General features: G+C 70.7%; 14 protein-coding genes. 13 read left to right on the plus strand and 1 reads right to left on the minus strand.

What is annotated here, in order from left to right; all coding sequences use genetic code 11:
* From IE225_RS22250 to IE225_RS22295, 10 genes are all read left to right on the plus strand, one after another.
* Complete coding sequence (locus tag IE225_RS22250; protein WP_190059369.1) at positions 1-276, plus strand: hypothetical protein; 276 nt, start codon at positions 1-3, stop codon at positions 274-276.
* Positions 277-398: 122 nt separating this feature from the next.
* Complete coding sequence (locus IE225_RS22255; protein WP_190059370.1) at positions 399-911, plus strand: hypothetical protein; 513 nt, start codon at positions 399-401, stop codon at positions 909-911.
* Complete coding sequence (locus IE225_RS22260; protein ID WP_190059371.1) at positions 908-1,600, plus strand: glycosyltransferase family protein; 693 nt, start codon at positions 908-910, stop codon at positions 1,598-1,600. Before IE225_RS22255 ends, IE225_RS22260 begins: the two co-directional genes overlap by 4 nt.
* Positions 1,569-1,910, plus strand: a complete 342-nt coding sequence (locus tag IE225_RS22265; RefSeq protein WP_190059372.1) for a hypothetical protein — start codon at positions 1,569-1,571, stop codon at positions 1,908-1,910. Before IE225_RS22260 ends, IE225_RS22265 begins: the two co-directional genes overlap by 32 nt.
* 1 nt (position 1,911) lies before the next feature.
* Positions 1,912-2,562 carry a hypothetical protein gene (locus IE225_RS22270; protein WP_190059373.1) on the plus strand — a complete coding sequence of 217 codons (651 nt, stop codon included), beginning with the start codon at positions 1,912-1,914 and terminating at the stop codon, positions 2,560-2,562.
* Position 2,563: 1 nt separating this feature from the next.
* On the plus strand, positions 2,564-3,376 hold the full coding sequence (locus tag IE225_RS22275) for a head-tail connector protein (protein ID WP_190059374.1): 813 nt from the start codon (positions 2,564-2,566) through the stop codon (positions 3,374-3,376).
* On the plus strand, positions 3,377-3,841 hold the full coding sequence (locus tag IE225_RS22280) for a hypothetical protein (RefSeq protein ID WP_190059375.1): 465 nt from the start codon (positions 3,377-3,379) through the stop codon (positions 3,839-3,841). It begins immediately after the preceding gene.
* A 23-nt stretch (positions 3,842-3,864) separates the two neighbouring features.
* Positions 3,865-4,119 carry a hypothetical protein gene (locus IE225_RS22285; RefSeq protein WP_190059376.1) on the plus strand — a complete coding sequence of 85 codons (255 nt, stop codon included), beginning with the start codon at positions 3,865-3,867 and terminating at the stop codon, positions 4,117-4,119.
* Entirely contained in the window at positions 4,119-5,150 is a 1,032-nt protein-coding gene (locus tag IE225_RS22290) for a phage tail tube protein (RefSeq protein WP_190059377.1), read from the plus strand. The genes IE225_RS22285 and IE225_RS22290 overlap by 1 nt, the downstream gene beginning before the upstream one ends.
* Entirely contained in the window at positions 5,147-5,566 is a 420-nt protein-coding gene (locus tag IE225_RS22295) for a hypothetical protein (RefSeq protein ID WP_190059378.1), read from the plus strand. Before IE225_RS22290 ends, IE225_RS22295 begins: the two co-directional genes overlap by 4 nt.
* 71 nt (positions 5,567-5,637) lie before the next feature.
* Here IE225_RS22295 and IE225_RS22300 read toward each other — a convergent pair whose 3' ends face one another.
* Positions 5,638-6,156, minus strand: a complete 519-nt coding sequence (locus IE225_RS22300) for a hypothetical protein (protein WP_190059379.1) — start codon at positions 6,154-6,156, stop codon at positions 5,638-5,640.
* An 81-nt stretch (positions 6,157-6,237) separates the two neighbouring features.
* Here IE225_RS22300 and IE225_RS22305 point away from each other — a divergent pair, with 81 nt between their 5' ends.
* The 3 genes from IE225_RS22305 (at position 6,238) to IE225_RS22315 (ending at position 12,940) form a co-directional block, all read left to right on the plus strand.
* Complete coding sequence (locus IE225_RS22305; protein ID WP_190059380.1) at positions 6,238-6,720, plus strand: hypothetical protein; 483 nt, start codon at positions 6,238-6,240, stop codon at positions 6,718-6,720.
* 86 nt (positions 6,721-6,806) lie between these two features.
* A complete protein-coding gene (locus IE225_RS22310) occupies positions 6,807-11,477 on the plus strand; it encodes a phage tail tape measure protein (RefSeq protein ID WP_190059381.1) in 4,671 nt (1,556 codons plus the stop codon).
* On the plus strand, positions 11,474-12,940 hold the full coding sequence (locus IE225_RS22315; RefSeq protein WP_190059382.1) for a hypothetical protein: 1,467 nt from the start codon (positions 11,474-11,476) through the stop codon (positions 12,938-12,940). Before IE225_RS22310 ends, IE225_RS22315 begins: the two co-directional genes overlap by 4 nt.
* Positions 12,941-12,943: the final 3 nt, after the last annotated feature.

Consider the following 12,943-nt stretch of genomic DNA (forward strand, 5'->3'; position numbering starts at 1 on the left):
ATGGCCAACTACCGTCACGGCACGGTCACCGTCGGGACAACGGCAACGCTGCTCGTCAGCACGTCGTTTCCCGGCGGTGTCCTGGTCCAGAACAACGGAACGGCCCCCGTCTTCCTCGGGGGCCCCAACGTGACGGCCAACACCGCGGCGACCGGCGGCATCCAAGTCGCCGCCGGCGCCACCATCACGATCCCGACAGTCGGCGGCACCACCGCGGACCTGTACGCCGTCATCGCCACCGGCACGGCCAGCGTGGCATGGCTCGCAGCCGAGTAGGAGAACCCCCTTGCCGAGCTTCGCCCATGGAACCGCCACGGTCACGGCGACGCGGACGGTCCTGCTGACGTCCGGCCCGGAGAACGCCGGTGTCCTCTCGTGGATCGCGGTTGTGTGAGCCCGTGGGACTGCCGGTGCAAGACGAGCAGGCATTCACCCCGCACGCGGAGGCGGGCTGGCTCGCGTGGGATTCCTACTCGCCTGAGCAGGATTTCTGCCGGTTCGCGGGCATGCTCCAGCGCATGCTTCGGCCGGCGGTCGTGCTGGAGACCGGTGTCGGTGTCGGACGGCTCACCGAACACCTCAACCTCGGCGCCTGCACCTACCTGGGCTTCGAGGCAGACCCAAAGTGGCGGCGACCACCGGCTGACCCGGTCCAAGGCACCCCCACGGCCGGGCACATGGCCGCCGCGGACCTGGTGATCCTCGACAGTGCGCCGGAGTATCGCTTCCGGGAATTGGCGCGGTGGGTGGAGCGCGGCAAGCCGGGCTCGGTGTGCCTCGTGCACGACTGCGGCAACGGTCACGCCGAGGACACTTTCCACCACAAGATGCGGCGCGCTGTGGAGGCGGCGGGCCTGCCGGGGGTGTTCCTGCGCAACCCGCGCGGCGGCTGGCTGGGGATCCACGCATGAGGATCATCGGCCTGCTGTCCTGGTACGAAGAGCCCGCCTCGTGGCTGGCCGAGTGCGTCGCCTCCGCGGCCAAGCTGTGCGATCACCTCATCGCCATCGACGGCCCGTACGCCCTCTTCCCCGGTAGCACGCGGCGCCCGGCCTCCGGCAGCGAGCAGGCCGACACCATCGCTCGCACCGCGGCCGGCGCCGGGATCGGCTGCACGATCCACGTCCCGCGGCAGCCGTGGTGGGGCGGCGAGGTCGAGAAGCGGGACTTCATGTTCCGGCTCGCCGCGCCGATGACGACGGCGGCGGACTGGCTGCTGCGCATCGACGCCGACGAGGTCCTCACCGACGTGCCGCCAGACACGCGCGAGCTGCTCGCCGCGAGCCGCCTGGACGTTGCCGAGGTGACGATCTGGGACCGCGACGACGGCAGCCAGCACCCGTTCCGCTGCCTGTTCCGCGCGCTGCCCGGGCTGGCCATCGAACAGGCCCACTACGTCGTCACCGCCCCTGGCGAGCACGGGAAGCGGGTCCTGGTCGGGAACAGCACCGTACACACGCCGGAGCCCGCCGAAGCCCTCTGGGATGTGCGGCTGGAGCACCGGACACGGCAGCGCCCCCAGCACCGTCAGCAGCAGAAGCAGAGGTACTACAAGGAGGTGGCCGACCTTGGCTGTGAGCAGGTCGCAGAAATCAGGTAAGAGCGGCGAGCTGCGGGACGTCGATGCGGACTACAAGGCCGCCTACGTCGATGAGTACCGCAGCTACAAGCAGGCCGGCCGGCACGAGGACGCGGCTCGGGTCGCTGCGATCCTCCGCGACCGCTACGGCGTCGACGTCGACGCCGACGAGGCCGAGGCGCCCGTGCAGCGGCCGGAGCCGGGCGAGGCGGAGACGACGGCCGCCGCCCCTCCGCCGGAGGCGGCCGTCGAACCGAAGCCGGCCGCGCAGAAGGCTCCGGCGCGGAAGACCGCGGCGAAGAAGACGGCCCCCGCGAAGCCGCAGGAGTGACGTGCCCGCGCTCGGCACGCTCGTCGACGACTTCGACGACGGTGTACGCGACCCGGCCAAGTGGCCCGGGTCGTACGGCGATGTCACCGAGGCAGGCGGCCGGGCCCGGGTGCCCTGCACCACGGACTACTCCGCCTACGCGTCCGCACCCGTCTACACCCTGGCCGGCTCCCAGGCCGCCTGCCGCATGTACGCCCCGGCGGCCGGCGGCGCCGCGGTCGAGGCACTGGCGGAGGTCCTCGTGTTGAGCAGCGTGGGCGGCACCGACGCCGGGTTCAGCCTCAACGCCGTCACCGGCGTGCTGCACCTGATCGCGCGGACCGGCTACACCGACCCGAACGAGGTCACGCTGCCGTACTCGCCCAGCACGCACGCGTGGGTGCGGCTGCGCGAGACGGCAGGGACGCTCGCCTGGGACACCTCCGCGGACGGCGCCACCTGGACGACGCGCCGCACCGCACCGTCACCGGCCTGGACGGCGGACACCAACCTGGTGGTGATCCTGGCCGGGCACCGCGACAGCGGTACCGGCGACTACTGCGAGTTCGACAACTTCAACCTCCTGCGCAAGGCGCGCCTGGCGGCCACCGAGCGGACCGCACCGACCCTGACCCACCTTGCCCGCACCGGGCCCGGCATGAGCGGGGGCTGACATGGCGTACGACCTCGGCGACGTCGTGCCGCTCGCCGTCACCGTCACCGACGCCGGCGGGACCCCCGTCAACGCCGGATCCATGGCGCTGACGATCACACTGCCGGACGACTCCACGGTCACTGTCTCGCCGATCCCCCCGACCAGCCCCGGCACCTACACCTACGACTACGCCACCACGCAGGCCGGCCGTCACCTGGTGCGCTGGGTGGCCACCGGTGTCTACGCCAACGCCTACAGCGACGTGTTCGACGTGCGCGACCAGACTCCGGTCGCGATCGTGTCGCTGGCCGACGCGAAGAAGCAGCTCGGCCTCGCGGCCTCCGACACTGCGGACGACGAGAAGCTGCGCGGGTTCATCACCGGCGCCAGCCTCGCCGTGGAGCGGCACCTCGGCCGGATCGTCGCACGCCGCACCTTCACCGAGCGGCGCACCGCCCGCGGCGGGCGGGTGCTGCTCAGCCACGTGCCCGTCCTCACGGTGACGAGCGCGGTCAGCGCGGACGGCGCGACCACGTGGACGGCCGACGACCTCGACGTGGACACCGACAGCGGCCTGGTCACCGCCCGGCCCGGCGCGGCCCCGCTGGTCGGCGACATCGACTTCATCTACACGGCCGGCCTGCGGATCGTGCCGGACGACTACCAGCTGGCCACGCTCATCATCACTCAGCACCTGTGGGAGACCCAGCGCGGCCGCATGGGTGCCGTGCCGGGCGGCAGCGACGAGCCGGAGTACCTCTCCGGCCGCGGCTTCGCCCTGCCCCGGCGCGCCCTGGAGCTGCTCGATGCGCCCCTGCCGGGGGTGGCGTAGATGGCGAGCCCGTCCCGGGTGCCGGAGCTGATCGACGCGTTCGTGGCCGTGCTGCAGGCCGCGCCCGGCCTGACCGGTGTGCAGGTCGTCGACGGGCCCCTCGTCACCGCGAGCGCGGCCAGCGAGTGGGTGTTCGTCGGCTACGACGCCGACCCCGAGGGCGAGTTCCAGACCGCGCAGACGAGCCAGCAGTGGGCCGGGCTCGGCGCGCACGCCAAGAACGAGGACATCCTCCTCACCTGCGTCGTCCTGGTCCGCCCCGGCAACACCGACGTGCGCGCCTGCCGCATCCGCACGTTCGAGATCTTCGCCGAGGTGGAGGCCGCCGTGCGCGCCAACCCGTCGCTCGGCCTGCCGCCGCCCACCGTGTGCGGCATCTCCGAGACCGCCTTCCACACCGAGCAGACCGACCGCGGGGTGCAGGGCCGCATGCCCTTCACCCTGACCTGCACCACCCGCATCTGACCGCCTGAGCGAGGAGAGAGCCGATGGGCGCCGTACGCCTGCGCAACCTCGGGGAGGCCGTGCACCTGTACGCGCCCCCGGACAGCCCCAACAGCCTCCCGGTGGACGCCGGGCAGATCATCACCGTCGCCGGGCCCCTGAAGGAGACCGACGACGCCTACGTGTGCGGCGAGGGCGACCAGGCCCGCGCCTTCCCCAAGTCCCGCTGGGCCGTCGAGAAGCCCAGCACCAAGAAGGCCGCCACGGAGGCCGCGCAGGAGAAGGGTGGTGACAGCTGATGCCGACTGGATCGGGCCTCGACGCACAGCTGATGGTCGGGGCGGAGACGACGTGGGGCACCGCGGTGACCCCCGACCACGCGTACGAGTTCAACGAGGAAGGCATCAAGCTCGACCCCTCGTTCCTGGAGCCGACCGGGCTGCGCGTGGGCACCAAGTACAAGCGGGCCAGCCGGGTCAGCATCTCCCGCAGGTCGGTGGCGGGTGACGTCACCCTGGAGCACGCCACCCGGGGCATGGGCCTGCTGTGGAAGCACGCCCTGGGCTCCGCGCTGACGGCGCCGACCGCGCTCACGACGCCGGCGTATGAGCAGGTGCACGTCCCCGGTGACTTCCGGGGCAAGGGGCTCACCGTCCAGGTCGGCCGGCCCGAGCCGTCGACGGGCATCGTGCGGCCGTTCACCTACACCGGCTGCAAGATCACGCAGTGGGAGTTCAGCGTCTCCGACAACGCGATCCCCACCCTGAAGCTCACCTTCGACGGGCGCAACGAGGACACGGGGACCGCGCTCGCCGCCCCGTCGTACCTGTCCGGCTCGAAGGTGTTCTCCTTCGCGGGCGCCACGCTGAAGCTCGGCGGCACCGTCTCCACCACGAGCGGCAAGACGAGCGTGAGCGGCAACACCGCGGTGGCGACCGTCGTCACTGAGGTGAGCGTGCAGGGCCAGGCGCCCATGGCGGCCGACCGGTACGGCATCGGCAACGGCGGCCTGAAGGCCGAGCAGCTGGAGAACGACACCCCCACCATCACCGGCAGCCTGAACGCCGAGTTCAACAAGGCCGAGCTGTACGACCTGTTCACGAACAATGCCACCACGGCGCTGGTGCTCACCCTCACCGGCGACCCGATCGGTGCGTCCGGCAGCAACGACCTGCTGGAGATCATCCTCCCGGCGGTGAAGCTGAAGTCCGCGGCGCCGAACGTCGGCGGCCCCGACATCGTGCAGATGAACACGGACTTCGAGGCCTACAGCGACGAGACCAACCCGCCCATCCAGGTCCGCATCGTCTCGGGAGACTCCACACTGTGATCGTCAAGCTGACCGTCGAGGGCACCCAGTACGAGTACGACGGAGACCGGCTGCTCGTCGCCGAGGCCCGCGAGCTCAAGGCGCACACCGGGTTCACACCGCCGAAGTGGTTCGCCGCGCTCGACGAAAGTGACCCGGACGCGATCGCCTTCCTGATCTACCTGGCGAAGAAACGCGCTGGCGAGACGCTGCGCTTCTCCGACCTGGACAGCCTCGACTACGCCGACTTCGAGTTCGAGATGGAGTTCGTCGCCCCCGAAGCCGAGCAGGCCGCTGACCAGGCCGAGGTGCAGTCGGAGCCGGACCCTACGCCCGCCTCTGGCGAGACTGGGACGACCCCGACGCCAGATACTTCAGCTACCTCGGAGCCTTCGCCTACCACTTCAAGTACACCCCCGCCGACATCGGCGCCCTGACCCTCGACGAGTTCGACATCCTCGCCGACGTCTCCGACCAGCTCGCCAAGGAGGCGGGCCTGCCGGAGTAGTCAGCGCTGCACGGAGCCGCCGAGCGCCTGGGCGATCCTGGGGGCCAGGCGCTGGCTGTCGGCGCGCGCCTGGTCGCTGCCGGTCGCGAGGCTGACCGCCCACGTGTCCCCGGTGACCGCGATGCCCCCCATCGACTTGGACAGCTCGGCCCAGGCCGCGAGCGCCTGCTGGTTGGGGAACATGTTGATGCCGCTGTCCCCGGCGGCAGGCTGGCCGGCCTTGTCGGTGACGGTGAAGTCGTAGGCGGTGCCGCCGACTTGTGTGATGTAGGTGCTCTCGGTGTCCTTGTGCAGCATGGACACCGTGAAGCCGGCCTTGTCCAAGGCGTCGGCGATGTCCTGCGCTGACGCGTAGTGGCGGGCGCCGGCCGTGGTCGCGGGACGCTTGGCCGGGCTGGCGTGGACGGCCGGGCTGGTGCGCGTGTCGGCGGTCTTCTCGGGGCCGAACACAGCCCACCCGGCGGCTCCGACCGCGATCCCGACCACTCCGCTGATCACCGCTGTGGCTGCGGTACGCATAACTTCCCCCCAGGGTTGAGCACTTGATGCGCGGATGGTCCCACCAGCCTCAAACGGGGTCAAATCGATCAAGGAGGGGCAATGGTCGCTGATGTACGCCTGCGCAGCGGGCGGGACCTGGCGCGGATCGCCGCGGAGCTGCGGCGCATGAACAACCCCGAGCTGAAGAAGCGGTTCCGGCAGGAGCTGCGCGCCGCCGGGAAGCCGATGGTGCCCGCGGTCAGGCGGGCGATCCAGCAGATCCCCTCCAAGCAGGGCTACCGCGCGGACGGGCTGCGGGGCCGCATGTCGCGGGCCGTGAAGCTCGAGGTGCGCACGACCGGGCGGGACGCGGGCGTCCGGCTGCGCGTCGACGGCCGCAAGATGCCCGACAAGCAGAAGGCGCTCCAGGCCTACATGGAGGGCGTGAAGAAGCCCTGGCGACACCCCGTGTACGGCAACCGCGAGGTGTGGGTGCGTCAGCAGCCCAAGCCGTACTTCTACCGGACGGTCGAGCCGATGGGGCTCGCCGCGCAGCGCAACATCCAGCGGGCCGCCGACGCCGTCGCCCGCGACCTCACGTAGCCCGCTCGCTCCTGCCGCACCCGCCCTCTCTGTCCAGCTGACTGGCGCTGCCGCGCCCCGACACCTTGTGAGGGAGGTGGCGCGGCGTGTCGACGCGTACCAGCCGTGTCGTGTGGGACCTGATCGCCCGCGACAACGCCTCCCGCACGTTCGCGCGGGTCAGCGGTGCGGCGCACGGGCTGAACCGGACCGCGACGGGGCTCGGGGCGGCGCTCCGCCGGGGCTTCGCGGCGGGCACCGTCGCCACGGCCGGGCTCGGGGCGTCCGTGCTGAAGATGGCGGGCGACTTCGAGAAGAACATGAACCGCGTCGAGGCCCTGTCGGGTGCGACCGGTTCGCAGCTGGAGAAGCTCCGCAACCAGGCCAAGGAGCTCGGCCGCAGCACCCAGTACGGGGCGGCGCAGTCCGCGGACGCGATGGCGCAGCTGGCCACCGCGGGTCTGAACGTCAATCAGATCTACGGCTCGATGCCGAGCGTGCTGGCGCTGGCGTCCAGCGAGCAGCTGGACCTGACCCGGGCTGCGGAGATCTCGACGTCCGTCATGACCGGCTACGGCATGACCGTCAAGCAGATGCCGCACGCCATCGACGCCATGGTGAAGGCGTCGGTGAAGGCCAACACCAGCGTCGATGACCTGGGTGAGGCATTCAAGTACGCGGGCCCTATCGCCCACCAGGCGCACCTGCAGTTCGAGGAAGCGGTCGCCTCGATGGCCCTGATGGGCAACGCCGGCATCAAGGCGTCGATGGCCGGTACGGCGCTGCGTGGTGCGGTCACGCGTCTGCTGGCGCCGACGCATCAGGTGCAGGAGACGCTGGACAAGCTGGGTGTCAGCGTCCGTACGGCCGACGGGCATCTGCTGCCGCTGACGAAGATCGTGGACCAGCTGGCCAAGAAGGGGGCCACGACCGGGCAGATCATGACCATCTTCGGTCAGCGGGCCGGCCCGGGTATGGCCGCGCTGATCCAGCAGGGATCGGACAAGCTCGCCGCCCTGACGAGGGAGCTGGAGCACTCCGGCGGCACCGCCGACCGCATCTCCAAGATCCAGATGAAGGGCTGGCGGGGCGAGGTCACCAGGCTGAAGAACGCCTGGGAAGGCCTGATGATCTCGGTGGGCGACACGGGCGCTCTCTCGCTCGCCACCAAGAGCCTGACGGGCCTGACCACGGCGACGCGCGGCTTCACCAGCTTCGTCGACCGCTACAGCAAGCCCGCGGCGCAGCGCTTCAAGAGCGCCCTGGGCAGCCTGATCCCGATCGGGAAGATCAAGCGGGACTTCGGCGAGGCCAAGTCCGTGGTCGCCGACTTCTTCAAGGGCCTCGGCCTGGGCGGCGGCGAGAAGAAGCCCAAGAAGCCGACGGGCATCGACAAGTTCCCCAAGACGACCTTGGGGCGGCTGACCGGCGCGCCGCACCTCGGATCGGGGCAGACGTCGTCGGCGAAGGGTCCCGGCAAGCCGCTGCAGCAGATGCCGCACTACGGCGTCGGGCAGGTCGCGCCCACCACCGGCGTGCACGGGCCGCCGCTGGCTCCGCAGCCGCACGGCGGCTCCGGCCTGGTCGCGCCGCTCATCCACCCGAAGGCGAAGCCCCCCAAGTCGGCCGCGCAGAGGGTCGGGGAGACGATCCGCAAGGCCGTCACCGGCGGCATCAGCGACGCCGACTGGTCGAAGGTCGGCAGTGCGCTGGGCGGCGCGCTCGGCAAGGCCTTCCAGTGGGTGGCCAAGAACGGCGGCAAGCTCGGCAAGCAGCTGGCCAAATCGCTCGCCGGCCTGGACTGGGTGGACATCGGCAAGCAGGTCGGCGGCAAGAGCCTGGGCTTCGCGATCGGCTTCGTCGCTTCCTTCGGCCAGGACCTGTTCTCGGTGGACTTCTGGAAGAAGCACTGGTGGGACACGGTCATCGCCACGCTGAGCTTCATCGGCGTCGGCAAGATCGCCGGGCCGCTGTCCAAGGTGCTCAGCCACATCCCGGTCCTGAAGATGTTCGCGCCGCTGCTCCGCGGCATCTCCCACGTGACCGAACCGCTGTCCAAGGCCGCGGGCAAGGTCGTCAAATTTTTCGGCTCGAACCTGTGGAAGGGCTTCGCCAAGGTCTTCCCCCACGCGGCCGGGATCATCGAACGCGAGGCCAGTCACCTGACCACGCGGGTCGGTGTGCTGGGCCTGAAGCTGCTGGACAAGGGCAAGGCAGCCGCGAAGGGCCTGGGCAGCGGTCTCGCCAAGGGTGCCGGGTGGGTCATCGCCAAGGGCGCCGAGCTGGTGTCGCACCTGCTGAAGCCGTTCGCGAAGGCGGCCAGCTGGCTGCTGCCGAAGGGCCGGGCGTTCGTCGGAGGCCTGCGCACGGGCATCGTGAACGGCGCGAAGGGCATCGCCGGCTGGGTCTCCTCGCACGTCATCTCACCGGCCACGGGCCGCTTCGCGCGCGCCAGCAGCTGGCTGCTGTCCAAGGGCCGGGCGTTCGTCGGAGGCCTGCGCACGGGCATCGTGAACGGCGCGAAGGGCATTGCCGGCTGGGTCTCCTCGCACGTCATCTCACCGGCGACGAGCCGCTTCTCACGCGCCGGCAGCTGGCTGCTGTCCAAGGGCGCTTCGTTCGTCTCCGGCTTCAAGACGGGCATCACCAGAGTCGCCCGGTCCATCGGCGGCTGGACCAGCTCGCACATCGTCTCGCCCGTCACGTCGCGGTTCAGCAGGGCCAGCTCGTGGCTGGTGTCCAAGGGCTCCTCGCTGATCGGCGGCTTCAAATCCGGGATCATCGGCGCGATCAAGGGCATCTCGTCGTGGATCAAGAAGCACGTCGTCGACCCCGTGGTCGGCGCCGTGAAGAAGTTCTTCGGCATCCGCTCGCCGTCCCGGGTCTTCATGGGCATCGGCGGCCACCTGGTCGCCGGCCTGATCAAGGGCATGGCCAAGACCAACGGCACGGCGATCGCCAAGAAGATCTTCGGCAGCCTGCCCAAGGCACTGGCGGCGATCGCGAAGAAGGGCCTGGTCAGCATCACGTCCCTGCCCGGCAAGGCGCTGAGGGCGCTGGGCGGCCTCGGCGGGGACATCCTGGGCATGCTGGGCCTGGGCGGCGGTGGCGGCGGCAGCTCGTCGGCCAACCAGCGCATCGGCCAGGTCCTCGCCGCCGCGCGTGGCTGGTCCGGCCCCCAGTGGGCCGCGCTGAAGAACCTGTGGATGGGCGAGTCCGGGTGGAACGAGCGCGCCCTGAACAAATCCAGCGGCGCGTACGGCATCCCACAGTCGCTGCCGGCGAGCAAGATGGCGTCGGCCGGAGCGGACTGGCGCACGAACCCCGCCACGCAGATCAAGTGGGGCCTGTCCTACATCGCCAGCCGGTACGGCAACCCGGTCAACGCCTACTCGGCGTGGCTGTCGCGCTCCCCACACTGGTACGCCAAGGGCGGGTTCGCGCAGTTCGGCGAGACGGCCTGGGTCGGCGAGAAGGGCGCCGAGCTGATGCAGGTGACCCCGAAGGGCACCCGCATCTTCAACCACCAGGACTCGATGGCCATCGCCAAGGCCAACGGGATCCGCCTGCCGGGCTACGCCTCCGGCACGATCCAGAACGCCGCCGACCGGGTGCGCCGCGACCGGGAGAAGGTGGAGGACGCCCGGGACGCCCTGGCGCGGGCGAAGCGCCGCCACAAGGGCGTCGCCGCGGCGGAGGCGCGGCTGCGGGCCGCGCAGAAGGAGCTCCAAGCCGCCGAGATCTCGCTGAAGAACGCCAAGCGCTCGGCGAAGACGTCGATCGCGAACACGATCGCAACGGGCCTGCAGAAGACGCTGAGCACCGGCACGGCGTCGGCGATCAACTCGGCGATCAAGTCACTGGCGACGAAGCTGCTGAACGCCGGCTACAACAAGACCGCCTCCAGCGTGCAGAAGAAGGGCGGCCAACTGGCATCCCTCGCCGACAAGAAGGCGGGCATCCAGAAGACCATCGCCCAGGCGAACGAGTACGCCTCCGATCAGGCATCGAAGATCACCGACTTCCTGTCGATCTCCGGCACGTCTGCGATGAGCGTCAAGGACCTCATCTCGCAGATGACGGGCCAGCAGAAGACCGCCAGCAACTTCGTGGCGCTGACGCGGTCGCTGAAGGCGCGCGGCGCGTCGAAGGAGCTGCTGGACCAGCTGTCCGAGGCCGGCCCGGGCAGCCAGCTCGCGACGATCCTCGGCGCGAAGAACGTCACGACGCAGGACATCGCCAAGCTGAACTCGCTGGCCAAGTCGGGCGGGAAGCTGGCGACGTCCTTCGGCCGGGACATGGCCGACTTGATGTACGACAGCGGCAAGGACGCCGGGAAGGGCTTCCTCGCGGGCCTGAAGTCGCAGGAGGCGGCGCTGGCCAAGCAGATGTCGAAGCTGGCCGCTGACCTGGTCAAGCAGATCAAGAAGGCCTTGAAGATCAAGAGCCCGTCGGTGCTGATGCGGGACGAGGTCGGCAAGCAGATCGCGCTCGGCATGGTCGTCGGCATGGACCGGCACCGGCCGCATGTCGCAGCCGCCGGCCGTCGCCTGGCCACCACCGCGTACGCCGCGTCGGCCGGGGCGTCCTCGGCCCGGGCCAACGCCGCCTTCACCCAGCTCGCCCAGCTCCTTGGCAGCGGCCAGCTCGGCGGCACGGAGGTTCATGTGCACTTCGACGACCCGGCACTGCGGGACCTGATCCGAGTCACGACCAAGCCGCTGATCCAGGCCAGCCACGGCGAACAGGCGTACCGCGCGAAGGTGGGGAGGCGATGACCATCTCGTACGTGGCCGTAGGGGCGCTGGCGCAGCACACCAACGCCGTCACCCCGGCGCTCCCCGCGGGCGCGGCCGCCGGTCAGCTGGCCATCTGCCAGGTGGTCTCCGCGCACCCCAACGACTCGGTGCCGTCCATCCCGTCCGGGTGGTCGCTGGTCGGCTCGTTCAGCGGCGGCGCCGGCGCATTCGGCCTCAACACCGGCCTGCGGCGGCTCACCCTGTTCGCGCGGGAGCTGACCGGCGGCGACGGCGCCCCGAGCACCGCGGTCCCGTCCGGCAGCAGCGGCTCGGCGATCGGCGCCCGGGTGTTCACGCTGGCGCGCACGGCCGGCACCGGCTGGCGGTGGGCGGTCACCGCCGGCATTGACACCACCTCCGACACGTCGTTCTCCGCGGCCTGCTCGACGGCGCTCACCTGGGCAGCGGGCGACTTCTGCGTGCTCGCCTACGGGTGGAACACGCAGACGGCTTCGGCATCGGCCCGTGCCGTGATCGCCACCGGCATCACCTACGCGGCGGCCACCAGCCGGCTGGCAGACCAGATCAGCAGCGGCAACGGCGCACGGCTCTCGATGGCGACGACGACGGTGACGGCCGGCACCGGTACGCAGGCGCCGACCGTGACGGCCACCCTGTCGGCCGCGGCCACCGGCGTCGGCGCCGTGCTCCGCGTCCGCGAGGCCAGCAGCGACATCAACGCCTCCCCGCAGAGCGTGTTCCCGCCGCGCAACCTCGTGAGCGTCACCGGCCTGGAGGGTGACGACATCACCAGCGTCAGCGTCTACCGGCAGTACGGCACCGACCAGACCCCGGTCCGCGCGGCCTCCGGCATCGACACCACCGGCGCGGACGTCCTCCTGCGCGTGGACGCCGAGCAGCCCCTCGGCGTGCCCGTCAACTACGGGGCGACCCTGACCGACGTCAACGGCAACTCCTGGCAGGTGTTCTCCGGGCCCATCACCTCCACCGTGGACGGCGACGTCATCAGCGACGCGATCCGCGGCACCGGCGCGAAGGTCTTCATCGAGAACTGGGACGACAAGAAACGCACCCGCGACGCCACCGTCTTCAACGTCGGCGGCCGGCTGGTCACCGTGGGCAAGCCCCGCTCCGGCGCGCAGGCCACCGTCACCGTCTCCACCGACACCGACGACGACGGCGACGCCCTGCAGGACGTTCTGCAGAACGCCACCGAGGGCGTGATCCTCATCCGCAAGCAGGTCACCCTCGCGGGCGTCGACGGCCACCTCGCCATCCTCAGCGACGACGAGCACCGCACCTGGTCCATCCCCTACCGGCTGTGGGACCTGGAAACCGCCGAGAGCGAGCCGTGGCCCGACACGCTGGAGGCCGCGGGCTTCACCCTCCAGGACGTGGCCGACAACTACTCGACCCTCGCCGACCTGGCGGCCGACTTCGCGACCCTGCTGGCCATCGCCCTGTTTGATTTCGGGGGCTGACGT

This window comes from Streptomyces echinoruber, from assembly GCF_014651135.1.
GTDB lineage: Bacteria > Actinomycetota > Actinomycetes > Streptomycetales > Streptomycetaceae > Streptomyces > Streptomyces echinoruber.

Excerpts from the sequence above, each read along its gene's own strand:
- IE225_RS22250 (WP_190059369.1), top strand. The coding sequence starts at position 1 with ATGGCCAACTACCGTCACGGCACGGTCACCGTCGGGACAACGGCAACG.
- IE225_RS22260 (WP_190059371.1), top strand. The coding sequence starts at position 908 with ATGAGGATCATCGGCCTGCTGTCCTGGTACGAAGAGCCCGCCTCGTGG.
- IE225_RS22275 (WP_190059374.1), top strand. The coding sequence starts at position 2,564 with ATGGCGTACGACCTCGGCGACGTCGTGCCGCTCGCCGTCACCGTCACC.
- IE225_RS22280 (WP_190059375.1), top strand. The coding sequence starts at position 3,377 with ATGGCGAGCCCGTCCCGGGTGCCGGAGCTGATCGACGCGTTCGTGGCC.
- IE225_RS22285 (WP_190059376.1), top strand. The coding sequence starts at position 3,865 with ATGGGCGCCGTACGCCTGCGCAACCTCGGGGAGGCCGTGCACCTGTAC.
- IE225_RS22290 (WP_190059377.1), top strand. The coding sequence starts at position 4,119 with ATGCCGACTGGATCGGGCCTCGACGCACAGCTGATGGTCGGGGCGGAG.
- IE225_RS22300 (WP_190059379.1), bottom strand. The coding sequence starts at position 6,156 with ATGCGTACCGCAGCCACAGCGGTGATCAGCGGAGTGGTCGGGATCGCG.
- IE225_RS22305 (WP_190059380.1), top strand. The coding sequence starts at position 6,238 with ATGGTCGCTGATGTACGCCTGCGCAGCGGGCGGGACCTGGCGCGGATC.
- IE225_RS22315 (WP_190059382.1), top strand. The coding sequence starts at position 11,474 with ATGACCATCTCGTACGTGGCCGTAGGGGCGCTGGCGCAGCACACCAAC.